This window comes from Ruegeria sp. BG9 (assembly GCF_056538305.1).
Window position 1 is genome coordinate 274,964 of sequence record NZ_JBQFSY010000003.1, and the last position, 25,606, is coordinate 300,569.

27 protein-coding genes are annotated in these 25,606 nt (G+C 59.0%); 15 read left to right on the top strand and 12 right to left on the bottom strand.

Annotation, left to right across the window (positions count from 1 at the left end; all coding sequences use genetic code 11):
- Positions 1-39: 39 nt before the first annotated feature.
- The gene (locus ACR0I8_RS07225) at positions 40-1,029 is read right to left on the bottom strand and encodes a hypothetical protein (protein WP_170376527.1); all 990 of its coding nucleotides are present in this window, start codon (positions 1,027-1,029) and stop codon (positions 40-42) included.
- 127 nt (positions 1,030-1,156) lie between these two features.
- On the opposite strand from ACR0I8_RS07225, the gene ACR0I8_RS07230 reads away from it, so the two are divergent.
- The 5 genes from ACR0I8_RS07230 (at position 1,157) to ACR0I8_RS07250 (ending at position 6,040) form a co-directional block, all read left to right on the top strand.
- The gene (locus ACR0I8_RS07230; RefSeq protein WP_170689961.1) at positions 1,157-1,789 is read left to right on the top strand and encodes a cupin domain-containing protein; all 633 of its coding nucleotides are present in this window, start codon (positions 1,157-1,159) and stop codon (positions 1,787-1,789) included.
- A gap of 157 nt (positions 1,790-1,946) precedes the next feature.
- Complete coding sequence (locus ACR0I8_RS07235; RefSeq protein ID WP_170689962.1) at positions 1,947-3,281, top strand: NAD(P)-dependent oxidoreductase; 1,335 nt, start codon at positions 1,947-1,949, stop codon at positions 3,279-3,281.
- A 46-nt stretch (positions 3,282-3,327) separates the two neighbouring features.
- Positions 3,328-4,164 carry a methyltransferase domain-containing protein gene (locus ACR0I8_RS07240; RefSeq protein ID WP_170689964.1) on the top strand — a complete coding sequence of 279 codons (837 nt, stop codon included), beginning with the start codon at positions 3,328-3,330 and terminating at the stop codon, positions 4,162-4,164.
- Positions 4,165-4,182: 18 nt separating this feature from the next.
- Positions 4,183-5,487: an NAD-dependent dihydropyrimidine dehydrogenase subunit PreA gene (preA, locus tag ACR0I8_RS07245; RefSeq protein ID WP_170551389.1), complete on the top strand. Its 1,305-nt coding sequence runs from the start codon at positions 4,183-4,185 to the stop codon at positions 5,485-5,487.
- Positions 5,488-5,560: 73 nt separating this feature from the next.
- Positions 5,561-6,040, top strand: coding sequence for a PAC2 family protein (locus ACR0I8_RS07250; RefSeq protein WP_170551386.1), 480 nt, complete (start codon positions 5,561-5,563; stop codon positions 6,038-6,040).
- 3 nt (positions 6,041-6,043) lie between these two features.
- On the opposite strand, the gene ACR0I8_RS07255 is transcribed toward ACR0I8_RS07250, so the two are convergent.
- Positions 6,044-6,658, bottom strand: coding sequence for a TetR family transcriptional regulator C-terminal domain-containing protein (locus ACR0I8_RS07255; protein ID WP_170689966.1), 615 nt, complete (start codon positions 6,656-6,658; stop codon positions 6,044-6,046).
- A gap of 171 nt (positions 6,659-6,829) precedes the next feature.
- Between ACR0I8_RS07255 and ACR0I8_RS07260 the strand changes: the two genes are divergently transcribed.
- The 10 genes from ACR0I8_RS07260 to ACR0I8_RS07305 all read left to right on the top strand — a co-directional run bounded on the left by ACR0I8_RS07260 (position 6,830) and on the right by ACR0I8_RS07305 (position 16,165).
- Positions 6,830-8,080, top strand: coding sequence for a Zn-dependent hydrolase (locus ACR0I8_RS07260; RefSeq protein ID WP_170689968.1), 1,251 nt, complete (start codon positions 6,830-6,832; stop codon positions 8,078-8,080).
- 92 nt (positions 8,081-8,172) lie between these two features.
- Positions 8,173-9,627, top strand: a complete 1,455-nt coding sequence (hydA, locus tag ACR0I8_RS07265) for a dihydropyrimidinase (RefSeq protein WP_170689969.1) — start codon at positions 8,173-8,175, stop codon at positions 9,625-9,627.
- Positions 9,628-9,681: 54 nt separating this feature from the next.
- Positions 9,682-10,479 carry an ABC transporter ATP-binding protein gene (locus tag ACR0I8_RS07270; RefSeq protein ID WP_170376555.1) on the top strand — a complete coding sequence of 266 codons (798 nt, stop codon included), beginning with the start codon at positions 9,682-9,684 and terminating at the stop codon, positions 10,477-10,479.
- Positions 10,469-10,912: a GNAT family N-acetyltransferase gene (locus ACR0I8_RS07275; protein ID WP_480702941.1), complete on the top strand. Its 444-nt coding sequence runs from the start codon at positions 10,469-10,471 to the stop codon at positions 10,910-10,912. The genes ACR0I8_RS07270 and ACR0I8_RS07275 overlap by 11 nt, the downstream gene beginning before the upstream one ends.
- The gene (locus tag ACR0I8_RS07280; RefSeq protein ID WP_170689972.1) at positions 10,909-11,841 is read left to right on the top strand and encodes an ABC transporter permease subunit; all 933 of its coding nucleotides are present in this window, start codon (positions 10,909-10,911) and stop codon (positions 11,839-11,841) included. Before ACR0I8_RS07275 ends, ACR0I8_RS07280 begins: the two co-directional genes overlap by 4 nt.
- A complete protein-coding gene (locus tag ACR0I8_RS07285; protein ID WP_170689974.1) occupies positions 11,838-12,683 on the top strand; it encodes an ABC transporter permease in 846 nt (281 codons plus the stop codon). The genes ACR0I8_RS07280 and ACR0I8_RS07285 overlap by 4 nt, the downstream gene beginning before the upstream one ends.
- 56 nt (positions 12,684-12,739) lie before the next feature.
- Entirely contained in the window at positions 12,740-13,729 is a 990-nt protein-coding gene (locus tag ACR0I8_RS07290) for an ABC transporter substrate-binding protein (protein WP_170376562.1), read from the top strand.
- A gap of 159 nt (positions 13,730-13,888) precedes the next feature.
- Entirely contained in the window at positions 13,889-14,602 is a 714-nt protein-coding gene (locus ACR0I8_RS07295; protein ID WP_170689975.1) for an ABC transporter permease, read from the top strand.
- On the top strand, positions 14,595-15,329 hold the full coding sequence (locus ACR0I8_RS07300; RefSeq protein WP_170689977.1) for an ATP-binding cassette domain-containing protein: 735 nt from the start codon (positions 14,595-14,597) through the stop codon (positions 15,327-15,329). The genes ACR0I8_RS07295 and ACR0I8_RS07300 overlap by 8 nt, the downstream gene beginning before the upstream one ends.
- A 20-nt stretch (positions 15,330-15,349) precedes the next feature.
- Positions 15,350-16,165, top strand: coding sequence for an ABC transporter substrate-binding protein (locus ACR0I8_RS07305; protein WP_170665302.1), 816 nt, complete (start codon positions 15,350-15,352; stop codon positions 16,163-16,165).
- A 39-nt stretch (positions 16,166-16,204) separates the two neighbouring features.
- Here ACR0I8_RS07305 and ACR0I8_RS07310 read toward each other — a convergent pair whose 3' ends face one another.
- From ACR0I8_RS07310 to ACR0I8_RS07355, 10 genes are all read right to left on the bottom strand, one after another.
- Complete coding sequence (locus ACR0I8_RS07310) at positions 16,205-17,077, bottom strand: helix-turn-helix transcriptional regulator (protein ID WP_170689978.1); 873 nt, start codon at positions 17,075-17,077, stop codon at positions 16,205-16,207.
- The gene (locus ACR0I8_RS07315; protein ID WP_256439764.1) at positions 17,078-17,203 is read right to left on the bottom strand and encodes a hypothetical protein; all 126 of its coding nucleotides are present in this window, start codon (positions 17,201-17,203) and stop codon (positions 17,078-17,080) included. It abuts the gene before it with no gap.
- A 13-nt stretch (positions 17,204-17,216) separates the two neighbouring features.
- Positions 17,217-18,479 carry a c-type cytochrome gene (locus ACR0I8_RS07320; RefSeq protein ID WP_170689980.1) on the bottom strand — a complete coding sequence of 421 codons (1,263 nt, stop codon included), beginning with the start codon at positions 18,477-18,479 and terminating at the stop codon, positions 17,217-17,219.
- The gene (locus ACR0I8_RS07325; protein ID WP_480702945.1) at positions 18,480-19,685 is read right to left on the bottom strand and encodes a formate dehydrogenase subunit gamma; all 1,206 of its coding nucleotides are present in this window, start codon (positions 19,683-19,685) and stop codon (positions 18,480-18,482) included.
- A gap of 70 nt (positions 19,686-19,755) precedes the next feature.
- Complete coding sequence (gene fdh3B / locus ACR0I8_RS07330) at positions 19,756-20,352, bottom strand: formate dehydrogenase FDH3 subunit beta (protein WP_170376582.1); 597 nt, start codon at positions 20,350-20,352, stop codon at positions 19,756-19,758.
- A gap of 16 nt (positions 20,353-20,368) precedes the next feature.
- Entirely contained in the window at positions 20,369-23,263 is a 2,895-nt protein-coding gene (locus ACR0I8_RS07335) for a formate dehydrogenase subunit alpha (RefSeq protein WP_170689983.1), read from the bottom strand.
- A 133-nt stretch (positions 23,264-23,396) separates the two neighbouring features.
- Entirely contained in the window at positions 23,397-23,585 is a 189-nt protein-coding gene (locus tag ACR0I8_RS07340; protein WP_170376587.1) for a ubiquinol-cytochrome c reductase iron-sulfur subunit N-terminal domain-containing protein, read from the bottom strand.
- 58 nt (positions 23,586-23,643) lie between these two features.
- Positions 23,644-24,255: a TorD/DmsD family molecular chaperone gene (locus ACR0I8_RS07345; RefSeq protein WP_170551332.1), complete on the bottom strand. Its 612-nt coding sequence runs from the start codon at positions 24,253-24,255 to the stop codon at positions 23,644-23,646.
- Between the two features lie 3 nt (positions 24,256-24,258).
- The gene (locus ACR0I8_RS07350; protein WP_170689985.1) at positions 24,259-24,831 is read right to left on the bottom strand and encodes a DUF3306 domain-containing protein; all 573 of its coding nucleotides are present in this window, start codon (positions 24,829-24,831) and stop codon (positions 24,259-24,261) included.
- Positions 24,828-25,382: a DUF3305 domain-containing protein gene (locus ACR0I8_RS07355; RefSeq protein WP_170469868.1), complete on the bottom strand. Its 555-nt coding sequence runs from the start codon at positions 25,380-25,382 to the stop codon at positions 24,828-24,830. Before ACR0I8_RS07355 ends, ACR0I8_RS07350 begins: the two co-directional genes overlap by 4 nt.
- Positions 25,383-25,606 lie beyond the last annotated feature (224 nt).

Below are 25,606 nucleotides of genomic sequence, written 5' to 3' on the forward strand. Positions count from 1 at the left end.
ATTGCAGGCCCTTGCACAACGATCCTATGGGCGATCCTGTCAGCGCAGCCAGAGACCTTTGGCCTTGATCGCCTTGCGGATGGCCTGTTCGCGCCCGGGCAGGGCGTTTTGGTCGAACATCTCGCGGATTTTGTGGCCTTTGCCTTGAAAAATCAGCCTCTTCATCGGGTCATAGGCCTTGAGGACTTTCTTGACTTTGTTGGGGGCTGAGACGGTCTCGAGCACCTCAATCACGCGGTCACTCTCACGGGCGTAAAGCAGCGGAAACAGGCGATAGTGACAACTGACCGACCCATCAAGAAGCCCGTCCGGCAAGGCATCGCGCCCGCCACCGAATGAGTGGATCACCAGCGGCAGGGCAGCCTGATCCAGCCAGGGATCAAGGTTCTGCCCGGTGAGTTCGGGGATCTCTTCGTCGCGAATGGTTTGCGCGTAGTCCAAGAACCGCTCGCCGAATTGGCGCGGGCATTTGTAGAAGAAATAGCCTGCGTTGAAATACAGAAACCGTTTCCAGTGCTCCTTGGGCTGGCTGTCATCAATCGAGCTGTCGAAATCCAGACCAAAGCGGCGATAGAGCGCGCTCCATATTCCCTCGAACCCGGGCCCATAGAGGGTGGGTTTCGGCCAAGTCCCGTCAACCTTGAGCGAGGCGCCCGGACGGTCGAAATCAAACGGGACCGAATTCAAATCGCCCGTGATCAGCGTATCGCTGTCGAAGAAGACAAACGGTTCCCCCTCGGGCAGGGCAAGCAGGGCCTCGATCTTGTTGCCATGCGGATAGCTCTCGCCGAAGACATGGTTGTCAAAGGGCAGGATCTCGGCGTCCAGCTGAAACAGCGCCTTGCGCACATCTTCGTTCTGGATGCTGGGGTTCTGGCTCCAACGGGGGCCGGGGTTTGGCGTGGCGACATACAGCTTGCCGTCAAAACCGGGGGAACAGTGGCGCAGCGAGGCGGCGAACAGAAGGGCCTCATATTGCAGACGGTTATTTTGCCCGATGACGACAATGTTGAATTTCTGCGAAGCCATTCGTGCCTGTTCCTGTCGCCCGTTTTCTTTGGGATTACAGCAAGCCGCAGAGGGCGTCAAAACTGTTGGATTGATTTTCGCGTTCTCCATCCCATCTCATGCAGGAAACTCAAAGCAGGAGGCCGCCATGAGGATCAACGCGGATTTCACCAAACGCGCTGCGGTGCACTTTGCTCAGACCGAGTGGGTGCAATCGCCAGCGGCAGGGGTCGAGCGCAAGATGCTGGACCGGATCGGTGAGGAAGTCGCCCGCGCCACTACGATCGTGCGTTTCGCCCCCGGCAGTGCCTTCGCGGCCCATACCCACGATGGCGGTGAGGAGTATCTGGTTCTGGATGGCGTCTTTCAGGACGAAACCGGAGATTTTCCGGTGGGCAGCTATGTTCGCAACCCTCCGACCTCGTCCCATACCCCTATGGCGGCTGATGGGGCGACCATTCTGGTCAAGCTGCATCAATTCGATCCGTCTGACCGGACCGAGGTTAAACGCTCGATCAACGGGCAGGGCGATCTGCGCTTGTTCAAGGATGAGCATGAGGATGTGCGCATCGCGCAATGGGCCGCGAGTGAGACCATTGATCTGAGCGCAGAAGGTGGGCTTGAGGTGTTTGTCATCACCGGCAGCTTTGATGAAGGCGGTGAATCATTCGCCGCGTGGGACTGGCTACGCCTGCCGCCCGGATCGCAGTCAAAGGCCGTTGCGGGGCCGGATGGCGCGCGGGTTTGGATGAAATCCGGGCATTTGACGGGCATGATCTGACCCGGTCCCGCATCAATTTTGAGCAAAATTACGGAAATCCGGGTCAAAAGCCCGGATTTTTCATTTTTTGACCGAATGATAAAATTTACCAATTGATAAAAAATCAGATTGTGGCAAGCTGAGTCTCACAACAAACATATCTACAGGGAGTAGAGTGATGGCACAGGGCCAGATGGCACCCGGGATTGTCCCAGGGCGGCTTTCCAGCGATGAGCTGACCTCGAATTTCACCGATCTGCATCCGCCTTTGGCCCCGCATGAGGCCGCCGTGGCGGCAGATCGCTGTTATTTCTGCTATGACGCGCCGTGTGTGACGGCTTGTCCGACGGATATCGATATTCCGTTGTTCATTCGCCAGATCCAGGCTGGTCAGCCGCAAGCAGCGGGTCGCACGATTCTCGAGCAAAACATTCTAGGTGGTATGTGTGCCCGCGTTTGTCCGACCGAGACTTTGTGCGAGGAAGCTTGCGTTCGCGAAGCCGCCGAAGGCAAACCGGTCGAGATCGGTCGCTTGCAGCGCTATTCGACTGATATCGTTATGGAAGCGGGTGATCACCCCTTCGAACGCGCCGCGCCTACCGGCAAAACGGTTGCCGTGATTGGGGCAGGGCCAGCTGGTCTTGCCTGTGCGCACCGTCTGGCAATGCTGGGGCATGACGTGGTTATTCACGAGTCCAAGCCGAAACCCGGCGGTTTGAACGAATACGGGATTGCAGCCTACAAATCGACCAATGACTTCGCCCAGGCCGAAGTGGACTGGCTTCTGAAAATTGGCGGCATTGCGATCGAGACGGGCTCGGTTCTGGGAGATACGATTTCGCTGGACGGGTTGGTCGAGAACTATGATGCCGTGTTCCTGTCGATCGGTCTGGCGGGTGTGAATGCGCTGCGTGCGCAAGGCACCGAAAAGGACGGTGTGCGGGCTGCTGTGGATTTCATTTCGGATGTGCGTCAGGCGGAAGATCTCGCCCACTTGCCGGTCGGGCGGAATGTGGTCGTGATCGGCGGAGGCATGACAGCGGTGGACGCTGCCGTGAAGTCAAAACTGCTGGGCGCCGAGCATGTCACGATTGCCTATCGCCGTGGTCGCGATGCGATGGGTGCCAGCCGGTATGAACAGGACCTTGCCGCCTCACATGGGGTGCGAATTCTGACGAATGTGCAGCCGGTCGCCGTCTACGGCAATGGCTCTGCGGTCGATATCGAACTGGAATACACGACCACTCGGGACGGCAGGCTTGAAGGGACGGGTGAGATGATCCGGCTTCCGGCTGATCAGGTCCTCAAGGCCATCGGTCAAACGCTTGAAGGTGCGCCCGAAGGTCTGGCGCTGGATGGCAACAAGATCGCTGTCACCGGGGCAGGGCGAACCTCTCTGGACGGTGTCTGGGCGGGTGGTGATTGCGCCGCAGGTGGCGAGGATCTGACCGTGACAGCCGTGGCCGAGGGCCGTGATGCGGCGATGGACATCCACGCAACGCTCGTTTCGTGATAAGATGGGGTATTCACCCCATTTTTATTGCTGCTGAGGTATCGTCATGTCCCAGATCGAACAAGCTGTTGCCCAACACTACACAACCGGTGCCCTGACCGAACGCGTCCGCGCGGCGCTTGAGGCCAGTGGTATAGACCCGGATGCAGCCACCGTTGCCGACCTCAAGGCCGGGGACGAGTTTCATACGGGTGGTGTGAAAGCGACCGACAACCTGTTCGCTCAGCTGTCACCCAACCACGCAACGCGTGTGCTGGACGTTGGCTGCGGTATCGGCGGGACATCGCGCTATATCGTGGATCGATATGACTCGACGGTCACAGGGGTCGACCTGACGCCTGAGTTTGTCGAGACGGCGAAGACGCTTAGTGATCTTGTCGGCCATTCCGACAAGTCGGAGTTTGTGGTCGGCAGTGCGCTCGACATGCCGGTTCCCGATGCTGGGTTCGATCTGGCCGTGATGTTCCATGTTGGCATGAACATCGAAGACAAGGTGGGATTGTTCGCCGAAGTCTCTCGGGCCTTGGCGACAGGTGGTACTTTTGCCTTGTTCGACGTGATGGGCGGTGAGGCGGCTGAGCCGCTTGCGTTTCCTCTGCCATGGTCCACCGTGGCCGAGACGTCCTTTGTCCACGCGCCCGATGTCTACCGCGATGCCGCAAGTGCTGCGGGTCTGGAACTGGTGACTGAGACCGACCGTACTGAGTTCGCGCTAGCTTTCTTTGAGGAAGCCTTTGCGCGTATGGCCGAAAGCGGCCCGCCTGCGTTGGGCATCCACCTGATGATGGGCGAGACGGCACCTGAGAAGTTCCAAAACTACGTAACAAACCTAAAGGCCGGGCGCATTCGCCCGACTGAGATGATATTCAAAAAAACCGGCTGAGCCGGGAAGGGAGAAGCCATGGCCGATCTGACGACAAACTTTCTGGGCATTTCCAGCCCCAACCCCTATTGGCTGGCCTCTGCGCCGCCGACGGACAAGGAATACAACGTCCGCCGCGCGTTCGAGGCAGGATGGGGCGGCGTTGTCTGGAAAACACTGGGTGCCGAGGGCCCTCCGGTCGTGAATGTGAACGGGCCGCGCTACGGCGCGATCTATGGTGCGGATCGGCGGCTGCTGGGTCTCAATAACATCGAGCTGATCACCGACCGCCCGCTGGAGGTGAACCTTGAGGAAATGGCGCGGGTCAAGGCGGACTATCCGGATCGCGCGCTGATCGCCTCGATCATGGTGCCCTGCGAGGAGGAGGCGTGGAAAGCCATCCTGCCGCGCGTCGCCGAGACAGGCGCCGATGGGATCGAGCTAAACTTCGGCTGCCCGCATGGCATGAGCGAGCGGGGCATGGGGTCTGCCGTGGGGCAGGTGCCAGAATACATCGAGATGGTGACCCGATGGTGCAAGAAATACTATGACCGCCCGGTCATCGTGAAGCTGACGCCCAACATCACCGACATCCGCAAACCTGCAGCGGCCGCGCGGAATGGCGGCGCGGACGCGGTGTCGCTGATCAACACGATCAACTCAATCACCAGCGTCAATCTGGATACGTTCAGCCCCGAGCCTTCGATTGATGGCAAAGGCAGCCACGGCGGCTATTGCGGGCCGGCGGTCAAGCCGATTGCCCTGTCGATGGTGTCCGAAATCGCGCGGGCTGAGGCCACTCATGGTATGCCCATTTCCGGCATTGGTGGCGTGACCACCTGGCGGGACGCGGCCGAGTTTATTTCGCTGGGTTGTGGCAATGTGCAAGTGTGTACCGCTGCGATGACCTACGGGTTCAAGATCATTGATGAGCTGACGGCGGGTCTGTCTGAATGGATGGACGAGAAGGGTTATACCAGTGTCGATCAGGTCATTGGTCGTGCGGTACCGAATGTCACTGACTGGCAGTATCTGAACCTGAATTATGTGGCCAAGGCCAAGATTGATCAGGACCAGTGTATCAAATGCGGTCGGTGCTATGCCGCTTGTGAAGATACCAGCCATCAGGCGATCTCGATGTCTGATGATCGTGTGTTTGAAGTGATGGATGACGAATGCGTTGCCTGTAACCTCTGCGTCGATGTTTGCCCGATCGAAGGCTGCATCACGATGGAGCCGATGGCGGCTGGCGAGGTCGATCCGCGTACTGGCAAAACTGTGCAGCCAGACTATGCCAACTGGACCTCGCATCCGAACAATCCGATGGCGAAAGCGGCGGAGTAAGGGAAACACTCATCCCTAAAACACCGGTTCGGTGCTACACTGCCGCTGACAGACAGGATCAAAGGAGAATGTCATGCCAGCGGCACCACCGGGCCGGAACAAGGGCGGCAACAAGGTCACCAAGCTTGACCGTGACACGTCCAAAAAGAACGTTGCCCTGTCCAAGGCCAAGCAACGTGACGCGATGGCCGCCAAGAATTTTCTTCAGCATCAGAAGCAGATCAAACGTGACGTGGACAGCCTTGAAAAGCTGAAACGCTCTCTCGAAGAGATGATGGCGAAGTTGAAGGAAGAGCGTCAGCTGGACCAACGGTTCCTTGGACAGGTGGTCAAAAAGGTCAAGGCGCTGCAGAATTTTGACGCCTTCGTGAAGGCCTCGGCCAAGGATCACATGGCTGGGGTGCAGCAGCCGAAAATGTACACCGCGATCGTCAAGGATGCCGGAAAGGTGCCCAAGATCAACACCGTCAAAACCATGGGCGACCTGACCATCCTGATCGCCATGGTGATCGTGCTTTTGCGTCGAATTCTGGCGTTAAAGCCCGCGAAATAACGGTTACAGCGTCAGAAGGCGCGTGAACACCTGATCAAGGTAGATTTTCGCGTCGGGGTAAGGATCGGCTTCATCCGAGCCAAGAACGGCGCGGATCTGGACGTCGAAATCTGCGTAATGCTGGGTCAAAGACCAGATCGAGAAGATCAGGTGATAGGGGTTCACTTCGGCGATATGCCCCTCGGCCATCCAGCGGCGGATCAGGGTCGAGGTTTCATCGACCAGCGCTTTAAGATCTGTGGACAGCACGTCATAGATATGTGGAGCGCCGCGAATGATCTCATTGGCAAACAGGCGGCTTTCGCGAGGGTAGTCGCGACTCATTTCCAGCTTGCGGTGGATGTATCCTAACAGCTCGGTTAGAGGGTCGCCATCGGGATCAATGGCGCGCATCGGGTCTAGCCAAGTGTCCAGAAGACGCTCGAGCAGGGCGGCATAAATCGCGTCTTTGCTGCGGTAGTAATAGAGCAGGTTTGGTTTGCTCAGCCCGGCAGCGGACGCGATCTGATCCACGGTGGCCCCGCGAAACCCGTGGGTCGAAAAGACCTCGAGCGCGGCCTCCAGAATCGCAGCGCGATTTTTCTTTTGTATTCTGGTGGGTGCGCGGTCTTTCGGCATGTGTCCAACGTGTCTGTTTTTGCGCCATCTCATAGGGGATTTTGCTGAAAACTCCAGCGACGGCGCGCAATTTCTTGACTGATGTCGAACCCGTGATAGCGTGAGTTTGACCAGTTGGTCAAATCAAGACACCAAAAGCGAGCAAACTCGCAAGCAACAGGGAAGAAGACTATGGCAGCTCCGGCGCAGAATCTCAGGATCAATGGCGACAGGTTGTGGGACAGCCTGATGGAGATGGCCAAGATCGGCCCCGGCGTTGCGGGCGGCAACAACCGCCAGACGCTGACCGATGAAGACGCCGAAGGGCGCGCGCTGTTCCAAAGCTGGTGCGAGGACGCGGGCTGTTCCATGGGTTTGGATCAGATGGGCAACATGTTCGCGCGGCGAGAGGGCACGGACCCGGAGGCGCTGCCGGTCTATGTTGGTTCTCATCTGGATACACAGCCGACGGGCGGGAAGTATGACGGGGTTCTAGGGGTGCTTGGCGGTTTGGAGATCATCCGCACGCTGAACGATCTGGGAATCAAAACCAAACATCCGATCGTGGCGACCAACTGGACGAATGAAGAGGGCACGCGCTACGCCCCTGCGATGTTGTCTTCGGGCGTGTTTGCCGGGATGCACACGCAGGATTGGGCCTATGACCGCGAGGATGCCGAGGGTAAAAAATTCGGCGATGAATTGCAGCGTATCGGCTGGCGCGGCGAGGAAGAGGTCGGCGCGCGCAAAATGCATGCCTTCTTTGAGCTGCATATCGAACAAGGGCCGATACTGGAGGCCGAGAGTAAGGACATCGGCGTCGTCACCCACGGTCAGGGGCTAAGTTGGACCCAGATCACGGTGACCGGCAAGGATGCCCATACCGGCTCGACCCCGATGCCGATGCGCAAGAATGCGGGTCTGGCGATGGCGCGTATTCTTGAAAAAGTGGATGAGATTGCGTGGTCACATGCGCCGCATGCGGTTGGGGCAGCGGGGCATATTGATGTGTATCCGAACTCACGCAATGTGCTTCCGGGCAAGGTGGTGTTCACGGTCGATTTCCGCTCGCCCGAATTGGATGTGATCACTGATATGGAAAATCGCCTTCGTGTGGCGGCTGAGGATATCGTGAACGAAATGGGCCTGCAGATTGAATTCGAAAAGGTCGGTGGATTCGATCCGGTCAAATTCGATGAGGGTTGTGTCGCCGCCGTGCGCGACGCGGCAGAGCGTCTGGGGTATTCCCATACGGATATCATTTCGGGGGCCGGGCACGATGCCTGCTGGATCAACCGGGTCGCGCCGACCGCGATGGTGATGTGCCCTTGCGTAGATGGCCTGAGCCACAACGAGGCTGAAGAGATCAGCAAGGATTGGGCGGCTGCCGGGGCGGATGTTTTGCTGCATGCGGTCGTTGAGATGGCGGAGATCGTGGAATAGGGGGCGCTGCCCCCGTCGCCCAAAGGGCGACTGCCCCGGGATATTTTTAGCCAGATGAAGCAAGCGGCGCAGACCGCAACAGGGAGTTTGAAATGAGTACTGTCATCAAGAACGGGACCATCGTAACCGCTGATCTGACCTATAAGGCGGATGTGAAAGTTGAGGGCGGCGTGATCACCGAGATTGGGCCGGACCTGCGCGGCGACAAAGAGCTGGACGCCTCGGGGTGCTACGTGATGCCCGGTGGGATCGACCCGCACACGCATCTCGAGATGCCGTTTATGGGCACCTATTCCAGCGACGATTTCGAAAGCGGCACGCGCGCGGCCCTGGCAGGTGGCACCACGATGGTTGTGGATTTCGCGCTGCCCAATCCGGGCGAGAGCCTGCTGGACGCGCTCAAGCGTTGGGACAACAAATCGACGCGGGCGAACTGTGACTACTCATTCCACATGGCGGTGACCTGGTGGGGTGAGCAGGTGTTTGATGACATCAAGACTGTCATCGAGACGCGTGGCATCAACACGTTCAAGCATTTCATGGCCTATAAAGGCGCTTTGATGGTGAATGACGATGAGTTGTTTGCCTCGTTCAAACGCCTGGCCGAGTTGGGCGGCACCGCGATGGTTCATGCTGAGAACGGTGACGTTGTGGCCGAACTGAGCGCCAAGCTGCTGGCCGAGGGCAATACCGGCCCCGAGGCACACGCCTATTCCCGTCCGCCCCAGGTCGAAGGCGAAGCGACCAACCGCGCGATCATGATTGCGGACATGGCCGGTGTGCCTCTGTACGTGGTGCATACCTCCTGCGAAGAGGCGCATGAGGCCATTCGGCGCGCGAAGATGCAGGGCAAGCGAGTGTGGGGAGAACCTTTGATCCAGCACCTGACCTTGGATGAGAGCGAGTATTTCCACCACGATTGGGAACATGCGGCGCGGCGTGTCATGAGCCCTCCGTTCCGGAACAAGCAGCATCAGGATAGCCTGTGGAACGGTCTGCAATCTGGCACTTTGAGCGTTGTCGCGACCGACCATTGCGCCTTTACGACCGAACAGAAACGCTATGGCGTGGGCGATTTCACCAAGATCCCGAACGGGACCGGAGGGTTGGAGGATCGGATGCCGATGCTCTGGACCTATGGGGTGAATACAGGGCGTTTAACGCCGAATGAGTTCGTAGCTGTTACTTCAACAAACATCGCCAAGATATTGAATTGCTATCCGAAAAAGGGCGCGGTTTTGGTTGGCGCAGATGCTGACCTGGTGGTGTGGGATCCGGACAAGGCCAAGGTGATTTCGGCCGAAACGCAGCAGTCTTCGATCGACTACAACGTGTTCGAGGGTAAAGAAGTGCGCGGGTTGCCGCGATTCACGCTGACCCGTGGTTCGGTTGCCGTGCATGATGGTGAGATCCAGACACAGGAAGGGCACGGGAAGTTCGTGGCGCGTGAGGCCAACACCCATGTAAACAAGGCGCTGAGCACCTGGAAAGAACTGACCGCCCCGCGCCCGGTGGAGCGGACGGGTATTCCAGCGACGGGCGTCTGACGCATTCGGGCCGCTAGTCGGGCGGCCCGCAATCCAATTTTTCAAGGCTATGGAATGAACACTGACTCTACGACCCAGCCTGTGATCGAGGCAAGGCAGCTGGATCTCACCTTCCAGACGAATGACGGCCCGGTTCACGCGCTGAAAGATGTGAACCTGACGATCGACAAAGGCGACTTTGTCAGCTTTATCGGCCCTTCGGGCTGTGGCAAGACCACCTTTCTGCGCTGCATCGCGGCTTTGGAGACGCCAACCGGCGGCACTCTGACCGTCAACGGCATGACCCCGGATGAGGCGCGGCGCAAGCGGGCCTATGGGTATGTGTTTCAAGCGGCGGGTCTGTATCCGTGGCGGACCATCTCCAAGAATATCAAACTTCCGCTGGAGATCATGGGTTATTCCGCGTCCGAGCAGGAAGAGCGCGTGAACAAAGTTCTTGAACTTGTTGATCTTGCTGGGTTTGGTGGGAAATTCCCTTGGCAGCTTTCGGGCGGTATGCAGCAGCGGGCCAGTATCGCGCGGGCTTTGGCTTTTGACGCGGACATCTTGCTGATGGATGAGCCGTTTGGCGCGTTGGACGAGATCGTGCGCGATCACCTCAACGAGCAGCTTCTGGCGCTCTGGGCGCGTACGGAGAAGACGATTGGCTTTGTGACGCACTCGATCCCCGAGGCGGTGTATCTCAGCACTAAGATCGTGGTGATGAGCCCTCGGCCCGGGCGGATTACGGATGTGATCGACAGCCCTCTGCCCAAGGAGCGGCCCTTGGATATCCGCGATACGCCGGAGTTTATTGAGGTTGCACACCGGGTGCGGGACGGCCTGCGGGCGGGGCATTCCTATGATGACTGACAAGGCCTCGGATATGATCAGGCGCGCAACGTTGCAGGACGTGCCGGCCTGTGCCCAAGTGATCCATGATTGGGCTTGCCAGACGGATTGGATGCCGGAAGAGCTGCCAGTTGAACAACTGACGGCCATGATCGAAGAGGCATTCGATCATCGTGAGATCTGGGTCACGGGCAACCCGGTCGATTGCTACATGTCTGTGGACCCGAGTGAGCGGAAGATCGGTGCGCTTTATTGCAGACGGACCGGTCAGGGCATCGGCAAGCGCTTTGTCGACAAGGCCAAAGAGGGCCACGCGTTTCTTTGGCTGACGACACACACGCCGAACATCGCGGCGCAACGGTTCTATCAACGCGAAGGGTTCGAGGTTACAAGCGAAGAACCGCCCGTGCCCCCGGACAACGTGCCGGTCTACCGGATGGAGTGGCACGCATGAAGCAGGTCTTATCGGTTCTGACTGTGCTGCTGGCCATTGCGGTCCTGTGGTATCTGGCGGTCGCGCCAATGAATGTTCGTGTCTCGCTCGATCAGGCGGAACGTGCAGGGGAAACCGTGACGCCCGAGGCGTCGAGGGATCGTCAGCAGATCTCGGTTTGGGTTCTGATGGTGCAGAACCCGGCGCATATCGCAGGTGGCTACGAACTGGACCGGCCGCGCCTGCCAACGCCCGTGCAAGTCGGGCAGGAGCTTTGGAAAACCACCGGCGAAATGGTGATGAGGGGCCGGGCGATGTCGAAACGCTCGTTGATCTATCACGGGTGGATCACGTTGCAATCCACGCTCTGGGGATTTGTGCTGGGCACGGCCGTTGGCATTCTGGGGGCCGTGGCCATTGTCTATTCCCGCGTTGTGGATATGAGCTTGATGCCATGGGCCATCATTAGCCAAACGGTGCCGATTGTGGCACTGGCTCCGATGATTATCGTCCTGAGTTCTCAGCTGGGGATCGAAGGGCGCGGGGTGCCCAAGGCGATTATCTCGGCTTACCTATGCTATTTCCCCGTGCTGGTCGGGATGGTTAAAGGACTGCGCTCTCCGGCTGTTTCGCAGCTGGATTTGCTTCAGACCTACAACGCGACTGGCTTGCAGGCGTTCCTGAAACTGCGCCTGCCATCTTCGGTGCCCTACCTGTTCACTTCGCTGAAGGTTGGAATCGCGGCGGCCTTGGTTGGGACAATTGTGGGCGAGCTGCCGACCGGTGCAATTTCGGGCCTCGGCGCGCGCATTCTGATCGGAGATCAATTCGGCACGCCTTTGGCCATTTGGGCGGCCTTGTTCGCAGCGGCCATTCTGGCGGGCATTCTGGTGACCTTACTGGACATACTGCAGCGAGTGACCCTGAAACGTATGGGGATGAGCGCATGAGCTGGTTGATCTTTTCCCTCCTCTTCTGGGCTGGTGCCTGGTGGCTGAACGCGTGGCTGGCACGGTCGATCTACCGGGACTCCAAAGGCGTGCGTGTCTTTGTGCCCGTACTTTTTGGTGTCACGCTGCTGATCCTGTGGGAGGGGCTGGTGCAAGGGCTGGGCGTCTCGCCCGTAATCTTGCCGCCGCCGTCGATGGTGGCGCAGACCTTTGTGAACTCGACAGATATTCTGTGGCAGGACTTCAAACAGACCGTGTTCAAAGGGGCATTCACCGGGTTTGCAATCGGTGCCTCTGCTGCCTTTCTGACGGCCGTTCTGATCGACCGGTCCGTCTTTCTGACCCGAGGGTTGCTGCCCATCGGTAACTTTGTGGCCGCGCTGCCTATCGTTGGAATCGCGCCTATTCTGGTCAGCTGGTTCGGGTTCGATTGGCACTCCAAAGCAGCTGTGGTTGTGGTGATGGTGTTCTTCCCGATCCTTGTGAATACGGTGCAAGGCCTGCGTGAGGCGGATGCGATGCAACGTGACCTGATGCGGACCTATGCGGCCAGCTACACGCAAACGCTGATCAAGTTACGCCTGCCTGCGGCCATGCCGTTCATATTCAATGGCCTCAAAATTGCCACCACACTTGCGCTGATCGGGGCGATTGTCGCCGAATATTTCGGCTCCCCCACGCGCGGCATGGGCTTTCGGATTTCAACCGGGGTGGGCAGCCTGTCGATCGACCTCGTCTGGGCAGAAATCGCAGTGGCGGCAGTCGCCGGAACAGTGTTCTATGCTTTGGTGGCAGGGATCGAAAAAATGGTAACCTTTTGGCACCCCTCACAACGCAGATAACAAGACTAACCAGACCCCGAAAACGGGGCGCAATTCGTAACAAGGAGAAGATGAAGATGAAAAAGCTACTCAGCGGGGCGGTTGCCGCCTTTAGCCTGGCCGCCAGTGCATCACTGGCCGCCGATGAGGTAACGTTGCAGCTCAAATGGGTCACGCAGGCGCAGTTTGCAGGCTACTACGTCGCGAAGGACAAGGGGTTCTACGAGGAAGAAGATCTGGACGTCACTATCCTGCCGGGCGGTCCCGATATCGCGCCCACTCAGGTGATCGCGGGTGGCGGTGCGGATGTGACCGTCGAATGGATGCCGGCCGCACTGGCCGCACGGGAAAAAGGCTTGCCGCTGGTCAATATCGCTCAGCCTTTCAAAAGCTCAGGCATGATGCTGACCTGCTGGAAGGATGCGGGGATTTCCTCGCCCGAAGATCTGAAGAACCGCACTCTCGGCGTTTGGTTCTTTGGAAACGAATTCCCGTTCATGAGCTGGATGAGCCAGCTGGGCATCGACACAGGCGGTAAGGCTGAAAACGGTGTAGAGGTGCTGAAGCAAGGCTTCAACGTGGATCCTCTGCTGCAGCGTCAGGCTGATTGCATCAGCACTATGACCTACAATGAATACTGGCAGGTCATTGATGCAGGCGTGAATCCGGATGAGCTGGTGACCTTCAAGTACGAAGATCAGGGCGTGGCAACGCTGGAAGATGGTCTTTACGTGCTGGAAGAGAACCTGAGCGACGAAGCCTTTGTTGAGAAAATGCAGCGCTTTGTGCGGGCCTCGATGAAAGGTTGGAAATATGCCGAAGAGAACCCGGATGAGGCCGCTCTGATCGTTCTCGACAATGACGCTACTGGTGCGCAGACCGAAGAGCATCAGAAACGCATGATGGGCGAGATTGCTAAACTGACTGCAGGATCGAACGGGGCGCTGGACCCGGCTGATTTTGAGCGTACGGTAAGTACACTGTTGGCAGGTGGATCCGATCCGGTCATCACCGCGAAGCCGGAAGGTGCATGGACACATCAGGTGACCGACGCAGCGCTGAACTAAACCAGCTAGGCATTTCTGACGCAAAGACGCGGTCCCAAAACGGGGCCGCGTTTTCTATTCTGACTGTCGGTTTCGTGTATGTACTTTTGGTGAATCTATAGTAGTATTTCCTTGTAAATTAACGCAAATCATCCATCTGGTTTCGCTTAAAAGGATAAAATGCAAGGATTTGCAGAGGAATTCAGTCACGCCCTCTCTCTCATCCTCAATGGAGATGCAGAGCTGTGGGCGATTGTCTTTCTGTCTCTGAAAGTATCCGTGTTCGCGGTGCTGATCTCGGCCCTGATCGGGATGCCCGTTGGTGCGGCGCTTGCCGTGGCGCGCTTTCCCGGTCGCCGCGCGTTGATCGTACTGATGAATGCTTTGATGGGCTTTCCACCGGTGGTGGTCGGCCTGTTGGTCTATCTTATGCTGTCCCGTTCGGGGCCTTTGGGGGTATTGGAGCTGCTCTATACGCCCACCGCCATGATCATCGCGCAGGTGGTTTTGGTCACGCCCATCATCGCCGCACTGACCCGGCAAGTGGTCGAGATGCTGGCCGAGGAGTATTCAGAACAACTCCGTTCACTTGGAGTGTCGCGTTTGGCCTCGGTTCCGGTGTTGTTGTGGGATGCGCGCTTGGCTTTGATCACCGCGCTTCTGGCCGGGTTCGGACGTGCCATTGCCGAAGTGGGCGCCGTGATCATCGTTGGCGGCAACATCAATCACGTCACGCGGGTGATGACGACGACAATCGCGCTCGAGACCTCGAAAGGCAATCTGGCTTTGGCGCTAGCGCTGGGGGCGATCCTGATCGGGATCGCGGTGGCTGTGAACGCCATGGTCAGTGCCGCCAGCCTCCGCGCCGAACAGGAGGGGTTGCGTCATGCGTGATCTGACCTTTGAGATGACGCGGTCCCTGCAGGTTCGTGATCTGGTCATCCGGCGCAATGGGCAGGCCTTGTTGGATGTGGCCGAGCTGACGCTGGACGGGCCGGGGCCAACACTGTTGCTGGGTCCAAACGGGGCGGGCAAAAGCCTGCTCTTGCGGTGTCTGCATGGGTTGATCTCACCAGATCAGGGACAGGTTGTGCAGGATGGTGCTCCGCTGAATGCCTCTCATACAGCGCGGCAAGCAATGGTGTTTCAACAGCCCGTTCTTCTGCGCCGATCAGTGTCTGCCAATCTGGATTTCGTGCTGAAACGGCAGGGGCTGGCGCGTCGCGCGCGCAAACTTCGGATCGCCGAGCTGTTGGCCGAAGGTGGCCTTGAGAGCAAAGCCCGCCAGCCTGCGCGGTCTTTGTCCGGGGGGGAGGCGCAACGGCTGGCGATCTTGCGGGCTTTGGCGATGACTCCTGAGACCCTGTTTCTGGATGAGCCGACCAGCGCACTGGACCCAAGCGCTGTGCAGATGATTGAGCGCTTGATCCTGCGAGCCTCAGCGCGTGGGGTGCGGATCGTCATGGTGACACATGATATCGGACAGGCGCGGCGATTGGCTGCGGATATTGTCATGATGCAGGGCGGGCGTGTGGTGGAACACGGACCGGCCAAACAGGTTCTGGATGCCCCTGAAAGCGACGCATCACGTCGCTATCTCTCGGGCGCATTGGTTACATAACAAAAACATTGGAGCATGTGATGAGACGGGCAATTTTGCGCGCAGCGGCGCTTGGGCTTGGGATGATGGCTGGCATAGCCACAGCGGAGGAGCCGTTTATCGTGGTGCAATCCACGACCTCGACGCAGAATTCGGGGTTGCTGGACTATCTGTTGCCGGGCTTTGAGGCGGAAAGCGGTATTGATGTCCGTGTCGTAGCCGTTGGCACCGGTCAGGCCATTCGCAATGCGGTGAACGGCGATGGGGACGTGCTGTTGGTCCATTCCAAGCCTGCGGAAGAGAAGTTTGTTGCGGATGGTTGGGGCGTTGAGCGCTTGGATCTGATGTACAATGACTTTGTTCTGGTCGGGCCAAAATCAGACCCGGCTGGCGTCAAAGGAGGGGCGGATATCCTCTCCGCGCTTTCTGCCATTGAGGCGGCAGAGGCCGTCTTCACCTCGCGCGGGGATGACAGCGGAACGCATAAGGCCGAGATGGGCCATTGGGCGGATGCTGGTTTGGATCCGACCGAAGCGTCGGGCGAATGGTATCGCGAGACTGGATCTGGCATGGGGGCCACGCTGAACATAGCCAGCGGCATGGGGGCCTATACGCTGACCGACCGCGCGACATGGCTTTCCTTTGGAAACAGAGGGGATCTTGAGATTCTGGTCGAAGGCGATCCGCGGTTATTCAACCAATATGGTGTGATCCTGGTGAATCCCGAGCGGCATCCGAAAACGCGCGCCAATGCGGGGCAGAGGTTCATTGATTGGCTGACTGGGCCGGACGGTCAGGCGGCGATTGCGGATTTCCGGCTGGAAGGGCAGCAGGTGTTTTTCCCTAATGCACAGTAAGTTTGCTTGCGGCGAACGAATTCTCGAAAAGAGGGCGTGTTAGCCGCTGGCGCCATTGTGGTGGACCTGGCCCAAACTGCTCAGGTCGTACCCCCCAAACTCCGAAGCGCGGATGCGGAACTGTTCCGACCATATGAAGCGCAGTAGTTTCTGCATCGGCTCGTCGAAATACGCCCGCCGCCAGATTGCCAGATCCAGCCGTTCCGAGTGGGTCGGCACGAAGCGTAGGCTGTAAAGGCTGGCCAATGCGCCCAGACCAAACCCGGCCTCGGCTTTGTTGTCGTGCAGAGTGATGGCCAGCTCTTCCTCGGTGCGGGCGCAGGTGGGTAGAGCAGTCAGGTCGTCTCGGGTCAGTCCATGGGTTGTGAGCTCGGCATCGAAGAGACGTTGGCTGGCGGCGCTATTTTGGCGCAAGACGACGCGGCGACCTCTGAGGTCGGCAAAACCTGCAATGTCCGAGGTCTCCGGAGACAGCAAAAGCCCGCGTTGTCGCTGCGCAATCTCGATCAGGACCACAGGGGCCTCACCCAAAGCATCGCGCAGGGATTGGGTGTTGAAGCCTTCGTCTTCATGGATATGCAGCGCCGCTGCCTGCGCGCTTCGACTACCTAGGCGGCTGAGCCCGTCGAATGAGCCATCGTAATACGTCGCGAGACCAGATCCGCTCTCCCGCAGTGCCCAGTCCAACAGTGGATCATGGCTGCCCGCGACGATCGGAGGCAGGGGCGGTTCCGCTACCTGTGGACCGGAGCGGGACGCGTTGAGCCATGCAATCACCTCGATCCGGGGAAACAGCAGCTTGCCCATGGCGCGGACGCAAGGCACCTCGCCCGAGGAAGCGAGATCATAGGCTTTCCGCTCGCCGATCCGCAACAGGTCGGCCAGCTCTTTCGTCGTCAGGTATTCGGACATTCAGTCGAGGCGCACAGCAGGGCCAGAGGTCGCCTGTTCCGCGCTGAAGCCGATTTGGTTCAGCGCAAAGGGGGCGGCAACAGTGATGACGACCATTGCAGTTGCGGCGGCAAGAAAGGCTTTCATCTTTTCCTCCGGTTCAGTTCGGATCAACCGTTGCGCGGCGCAGAAATGCGATCAGGTCGTTCCGGTCCTGTTCTTGCGTGATCCGCTGCATCGGCATCTTTGATCCTGGAATGTAGTGATCCGGCCCCTCATCGAAAAGGGCATTTATCGTCTCGTCATTCCAAATGATATCAGAGTCTTGCAACGTTTCCGAGTAGAAATAACCGGGCAGGGTTCCGGCTTGCCGTCCGAACACTTCGTAAAGTGTCGGACCTGCACGGCGTTGCCCGTCCGGAGTCAAGCTGTGACAGATCGAGCATTTTCGGGCGAATTGCCGTTCGCCGTTGCTCATCTGGTCGGGGTCTTTCAAGAAGCTGGGTTCAGACGCAGCCATCTGCTCCTGTTCCCGCAGTGCAGCGACGGGCCAACTATACATGGCCTCATCAATTCCCCCCGCGTGGATGTTCTGGCCGTCAGTCGAGAACGCCAGCGCCCAGACCGGCCCCCGCAACGTGGCGCGAAAATCTTGGGCAATACGCCAGTCCACCGTGTCGATCACCATTATGTAACCTTCGCCATCCCCGACTGCCAATAGGCTGCGATCGGGGCTGAGGGCCAGCGCCAGAATAGGGCGTCGGTCCAGCGTGAAATCTCTCTCTTCATCCGTGCTGAGGTCGCGGATACGGGTCCCGCCATCCACAGCGCCATAGGCGATCCAGCCGTCTTGTTCGTTCAGGGCAAGCTCATTGATGCCGAAACCATGTTCGACCACGCGCCGGTTTTCCTGGCCGCTGGCCACGTCCCATTCGCGCAAGCTGCCGTCCACGCCCGCTGAGAACAACCGGGTTCCATCCTCTGAAAACACCACCGCGTTCACACCGCCACCGGCCGGACCCAGCATCTGCGGGGCGGAGCCGTCCACCGGCCACAACCCAATTGTTCCGTCCCAACTGGCTGTTGCCACATGGGTTTTTGAGGCTGCAAGGCCCACGATTTTGCCCTTGTGCTGGCCCACGACCTCTCCACCCGGCCAGCGGCGCAGGGTGAAATCGTCTCCGGCGGAGTAGATGGCAGTGCCGTTGAACACAACAGAGTTGACGGCGGCTTCATGGCCCTCCAACCATTCGGGCATTTGATCGGACCACAGACCAACCGAATTGTCGAAACTGGCCGTGGCGATCCGCCCGTCAGGTGCGGTTGCGATGCCCATGATCGGCCCGCCATGGCCCTTGAGCGTAAAGAACTCGGACCATGCGGGCAGGGGGATCAGGGCCAGCGCAACGGCGAGCCAGCGCATCTATTCAGCCGGAGAGGCCGCTGCTTTACCTGCCTCTTTTTCCTGCACCTCTTCCAGCCAGAGCGAGTGATGCTCACGCGCCCACTGTTCTTCCACCTCGCCGGTGCCCATGGCGTCGAACGCGCCCTCCATCCCGACCGAGCCGAGGTAGATATGGGCAATGATGATGGCGATGAAGACATAGGCCACCATGACGTGCCAGACTTGGGCGTATTGCATTTCCTCCTGCGGGGACATCTGGACGGGCAGGCTCAGGCCCAAAGCCTGTGGAATGCCGGTTGAATTGGCGATCGAGAAGGTCTTGGCGAACATCGGCAGCTCGAACGGGAACAGCAGCGACAGGCCGGACAAGCTGATCGAGATACCCAGCAGGATACAGGCCCAGAAGATGATTTTCTGGCCTGCGTTGAACTTTTTGGCGGGCGGATGGCTGCCTTTGGTGAACAATCCCCCTCCGGCGGCCAGCCATTTCAGGTCGGTTTTGTTGGGAATGTTATGGGCGATCCAGTTCACGGTGACGATGATCAAGCCCAGCATAAAGGCCCAGGCGAGGTTGTTGTGCAGCCATTTGCAGCCTTGCGCGATGGTGGCGAAACCTTCCTTGCCGAAGATCGGGATCAGAAAGTCGCGGCCATAGAGTGTCAGCAGGCCAGTGAGACCAAGGATCAGGAACGATCCGGCAAACAGCCAGTGCCCGAACCTTTCAAAACTGTTGAAGCGCAGAACCGTGCGACCTGTCTTTTCGCCATCAATGCGGATTTTCCCGCGGATCAGGAAGAACAGCAGGATGACGGCGGCCATCCCGGCAATGATATAGCCGCCATATTCACGCAGCGGGCCGGTGCGGAAGTTCCACCACCACATGCCGCCATCCTGAATCAGGACACCGGCGGCAGGCCCTTGCGAAGATACCGTCGTATCGGCCGAACCGAAACGAATGGCCCGATACACATCGCTGTCCGAAGCAACGCCGTTTGTTCCGAACTGGCCTAGCAGCCCTTCGACATTGCCCTGACCGGTGTTTTCCGAGCGATAGGCGTTGTCTACTTTCTCACCCCGCTGTCGCGCCAGAATATCTTCGAGCGTCGTGGCACCGCCGGTCGAGGCGCGCGCGTCCGCGGCGGGGGCCTCGGTTTCGGTGCTTTGGGCAAGGGCGAATTGGGTCAGCCCAAGGGTGAACAGAAGGGCGAAGAGTAGACGGAACATCTGGACCTCGGTCAAAATTCCAATGCAGGTGACCCACTTTTGCGGGTCACCTGTTTCTTATGCAGACGGATCAGCCGTCTTTCTGGTCGTAGGCCGTGCCCCAACCCCATGCGCCCGAACCAAACCCGCGCGCGACAACGCGCTCGCGGTAGATGGCCGAGACCACATCGCCGTCACCAGCAAGCAGGGCCTTGGTGGAGCACATCTCGGCGCAGATGGGCAGTTTGCCCTCGGCGATCCGGTTGCGACCATATTTGGCGAACTCTGCGGTCGAGTGCGTTTCTTCGGGGCCGCCAGCACAGAAGGTACATTTGTCCATCTTGCCGCGCGATCCGAAGTTGCCCGCCTGCGGATATTGCGGCGCGCCGAAGGGGCACGCGTAGAAGCAATAGCCGCAGCCAATGCACAGGTCCTTGGAGTGCAGGACGACGCCTTCTTCGTTTTGATAGAAGCAGTCGACCGGGCACACCGCCATGCAAGGCGCATCCGAACAATGCATACAGGCCACCGAGATCGAGCGTTCGCCCGGGTTGCCGTCATTGATCGTTACCACCCTGCGGCGGTTGATGCCCCATGGCACCTCGTGTTCGTTCTTACACGCGGTGACACAGGCGTTGCACTCGATACAGCGTTCAGCGTCGCAGAGAAATTTTGCTCTTGCTGCCATTTTTCTCTTCTCCTCCTTACGCTGACCAGATCTTGCAGAGAGTCGCTTTGGTCTCCTGCATCTGGGTCACTGAATCATAGCCATAGGTCTGGGCGGTGTTGGTACTTTCACCCAGCACATAGGGATCGGCACCTTTGGGATATTTCTCCCTCAGGTCCTCGCCCTGGAAATGGCCGCCAAAGTGGAATGGCATGAAGGCCACGCCGGCACCGACCCTGTTGGTCAGCATCGCCATCACCTTGACCTTGCCGCCCTCAGGACCTTCGACCCAGACCTGCGATCCGTCACGGATACCAAGGTTGTTGGCATCGCGCGGATTGATCTCGACGAACATGTCCTGCTGAAGCTCGGCCAGCCACGGGTTAGACCGTGTCTCATCGCCACCGCCTTCATATTCGACCAAGCGACCTGACGTGAGGATTATCGGGTAATCCTTTGAAAAGTCGTTCTTTTGGATCGAAGCATAAAGGGTCGGTAGGCGATAGGCCTGACGGTCCTCGTAGGTTGGATAGTCCTCCACCAGATCGCGCCGGTTCGTGTAGAGCGGCTCGCGGTGCAGTGGGATCGGATCCGGGAAGGTCCAGACAACCGCGCGTGCCTTTGCGTTCCCGAAGGGCGCACAGCCATGAGCGATCGCGACGCGCTGGATACCGCCGCTGAGGTCGGTCTTCCAGTTGGTCTCTGGTCCCGCAACAGCGTCGATCGCTGCGCGTTCCTCCGCCGTGAGGTCTCCATCCCAGCCAAGGTCCATGAGCATTTGCATCGTGAATTCAGGGTATCCATCCTGAATTTCCGATCCGACGCTATAGACCCCTTCGGCCAACAGGTTTTCACCATCGCGTTCCACCCCGAAACGGGCGCGGAAGGTCAGGCCACCTTCGGCCACCGGTTTGGACATGTCATAGAGGTTCGGTGTCCCCGTATGACCCATCTCAGGCGTTCCCCAGCAAGGCCAGGGCAGACCATAATACTCGCCGTCGTTGGGTCCACCAATGGCTTGCAGCGTGGTTCTGTCGAACGTGTGCTGGTTGGCCATGTGGCTTTTCAGACGTTCTGGCGACTGACCGGTATAGCCGATGGTCCAGAGGCCCGAGTTGAACTCACGCGTGATGCTTTCAACATTCGGGGTTTCCGGGTCGTCCATCTCGATGTTGCGGAACAGACGATCCGCCCAGCCGAACTTATTGGCGAATTTGGCCATGATGACCTCGTCCGGCAAGCTTTCGAACAGGGGATCCACCACCTTGTCGCGCCATTGCAGCGAGCGGTTCGAGGCCGTGACCGAGCCACGTGTTTCGAACTGGGTACAGGCTGGCAACAGGTAGACGCCATCAGTGCGGTCCTGCAGAACGGCCGAGACGGTGGGATACGGGTCGATCACGACCAGCATGTCCAGCTTCTCCATCGCCGTCTTCATTTCCGTCATCCGGGTCTGCGAGTTGGGCGCGTGGCCCCACAGAACCATGGCGCGGACGTTGTTGTCCTGATCCATGTTGGCGGGATCTTCCAGAACACCGTCGATCCAGCGTGAGACCGGGATGCCGCGCTCGTTCTGGAGCGGTTTATCCTTGCCTTCCTTGTCCTTGATCGTGGCGAACTGACCGGCCAGCCATTCAGGATCTTCACCCCAGACGCGGGCCCAGTGACCCCATGCCCCTTTCGACAGACCATAGTAGCCGGGCAGTGTGTGGGACAGAACACCAAGGTCTGTCGCGCCCTGCACGTTGTCATGCCCGCGGAAGATGTTGGTGCCACCGCCCGTGGTGCCCATGTTGCCGAGCGCAAGCTGAAGCACACAGTAGGCGCGGGTGTTGTTGTTGCCGTTGGTGTGCTGAGTACCACCCATACACCAGACAACGGTGCCGGGACGGTTGTTCACCATGGTCCGAGCGACGCGGCGCAGCTGCGAGCCGGGTGTGCCGGTGACGCGCTCGACCTCATCCGGGGTCCACTTGGCAACCTCTTCCTTGATCTGGTCCATCCCCCAGACACGGGTGCGGATGAACTCTTTGTCTTCCCAACCGTTGTCGAAGATGTGCCACAGAATACCCCAGACCAATGCGACGTCGGTGCCGGGACGGAAGCGGACATATTCATCCGCATGCGCCGCAGTGCGCGTAAAGCGCGGGTCGCAGACGATCAGAGGCGCGTTGTTCTGCTCTTTCGCACGCAGGATATGCAGCAGCGAGACGGGGTGCGCCTCGGCCGGGTTACCACCAATGATAAAGATGGCCCGGCTGTTGTGCATGTCGTTATACGAGTTGGTCATGGCGCCGTAGCCCCATGTATTCGCAACGCCCGCAACAGTGGTCGAATGGCAGATACGGGCCTGATGGTCCACGTTGTTCGTGCCCCAGTAGGCGGCGAACTTGCGGAACAGATAGGCCTGTTCGTTATTGTGCTTCGCAGAACCCAGCCAGTACACACTGTCCGGCCCGGATTCCTGACGGATGTTCATCATGCCGTCGCCGATCTCCTTGATCGCCTCGTCCCAGCTGATGCGCTTCCACTCTCCGCCTTCCTTTTTCATCGGATACTTCAAGCGGCGTTCGCCATGGGCGTGTTCGCGGACCGCGGCCCCCTTGGCGCAGTGTGCACCGAGGTTGAACGGGCTGTCCCAACCGGGTTCCTGACCGACCCAGACACCATTTTGCACCTCGGCAACGACTGTGCAGCCGACCGAGCAGTGAGTGCAGACGGATTTGATATTCTCAACGGCTTGGTTTGCCGCTGTCTGGGCACTGGCTTGCGTCACGGTTCCACCCGTGGCGCTGATCGCGGCAAGGCCGCCGATCGTCAGGCCCGAGCCACGCAGGAATGCGCGGCGATCGACGGTTTTCTCGCCGACCTGGGACAGGATACTTGTCCGCTGGGGGCGTCTCGCAACCCCGTTGGTCTTTTTCCTAAGCATTGTTTTCCTCCCTTGCGCGCCGTGTCAGCCACGGCTGGCTTGGTACTTCGCGAACCGACATCAGGACCAATCGCAACCGTCTGTCGGGTAGATGACATCGTCCGGCGGCTAGGCCGGGCGCAGTCGAGGCGGCTTAGAAGCGCGCGCTTTCCAGATACGCGCGGGTATGCGCGGTGTCCTGCATGCGGGTCTCGTCCGTCGGCAGCTCGGCTGCTTCGGCTTGACCGCTCAGGCTGGCGGCGGCGACAGCAGCGGGCGCTGCGGTTCCGGCCAGTTTGAGGAAGTCGCGGCGGGTTGCACCTTCTTCCTTGGTCTTGCTCATGGGTGTCTCCTCTCCCATTTGCGATCTAGCGCCTTCTTGGGCGCCGGTGAGTGGCGGGTTATGCCGCCGTCATTCGGAAGGCCTCACGCTCGATCTCCATGAACACCCGACCGGCCGTCCCGACCGAGGCATAGAGAACCGAAGCTTCGGCAGCTTCCAAATCCGAATAGAAATGTGCGGCCCAAGGGCCGATATGTTTGTTCCAGAACGCTTTTTGATCGTCGAGCGGGGCAGCGGTTCCAAACCGGCCCACGATCATACCAGCCATAATCTCCATCAGTGATGCGATGTTATCCTCGGGCTCGAACACGTTCTTGGCGCGGGTTATGCCACGCACGGCCATATCGTTGCGCAACTGAGCCAGAGGTTTTTCGTTTAGGAACCCGGTCAGGTAAAAGCTGGCATAGGGCAGCAGCTCACCACGACCCAATCCGATAAACAGCGCGTTGAACTCACGTTCTGCGGCGGCGGGTTTGGTCACTTTGGCCACCCGCGCCATGGCTTGAATAGCCTGACCCAGATCGGTGTCATCGCCGCTTAGCCCCGCCATCTGATCCAATAGCAATTGATCCGGCGGGCCAGCCAGCAGCAGGCCCAGAAAGTTGTAGAAATCAGCGCGCAGCCGATCCTCGGCCGAGATATCCATGTGTTGCGCGTTGCTTGCGGTCATCCGTTATCCTTCGAAATCAAATCTCATACGGCGCGGGGCCGGGGTATTGGGCTCGTCCTCGGGCTCTTCCACTTCGGCCAGAACCATCGGTTCCGGAGCTGGTTCAGGTTCGGCGAGCGCGGCGGGTTCTTCTTCCTCGACAGGCTCGGGGGCGTCGATTTCAGGCTCATCCTCTTCGGCTGCCAAAGCCTCGATATGCGCCAACATCCCTTTGCCGACCTGATAGGCGGTTTGGAGGTTTTCGATTACACAGGCGGCATCGGTGTAGTCTTCACCATAGTCAACCAGCCCGTCCACATTGGCCAATACAGGATTCAGTCGCCATAGCCGACGCAGGGCGCGGCGGCGCAAGCGGTCGGGGACTGCCTTAGCCATGAAGCCCGACACATCATCGCCAGCTTGTAACTGATCGGGGTCGGGCAGATTGAACTCGGCCAGAATTTCGGCGTCGCTCTTTTCTTCCAACTCGGCCTGTTGCGTCACGATGGTTTGTTGTTCCGCCGCGATCGCTTCGGCCTCGGTTTCTGCCTGAACGGCTGCCTTGCGGCGGGACCAGAAATCGCGGGGTTGGGTCATTGCAGCACCTTCCTCGGTGCGCGGTAGACGTCCGAGGTTTGCCGAATTCGCGCATCCCCCTTGCCATCCTCTACAAGGTCCGTGCGTTTCTTGTCACGGCGGCGTTTGATGAAAACCTCATCCCGGTGGTGTTCCAAGGTGAAATCCCGAACCCAGGCGATCAGGCCTTCGGTCATTGGGATTTTCTCAACGATCTCCTCGCCAGTATCTGCATAATCCTGCCCCTCGAACGGAGAGGCGGTGATCAACGCCGCATCCATCGGGCGGTTGCCGTCCAGATCGTTGCGCAGAACCAGATAAACGGAAGGCTGCCCATCGGAGAGATTGACCATGTAAGCTTCGGTCTCATCGGCCCAGAGGGTCAGGGGCAGGGTGGCGGCGTGGTATTCCACGGCATCGCCTTCGCGCCGAAGCTCGACCCAATCAGCAGGGCCAGCACCGGGCAGCACGGCAACCGCACGCCAGTTCCATTTCGCCCAGCGAGTTACCCCGGGTGTCTTGCGCACGATGACGCCAACAGGCATTTCAATACGGCTTGCGGCCTTGGCCACTGGCTCCTCCCCGTAAGGCTCTCCCCTGCCTTACCCTAAGTCTACTATGGTACACATAGGGCGGCTCTGCCAAGTCTCAATCGCGTGAAAACCCTCTTGTACGACTAAAGTTTAACAAGTGAAATTCCGAGCGTTTGTGTCGGGAAAAACAGGCGCTCCCAAAGAATTTAGTTTGCGATCCTTGGTGTTTGACAAAGACTGGATTGCCAGCCGAGCGATACCAT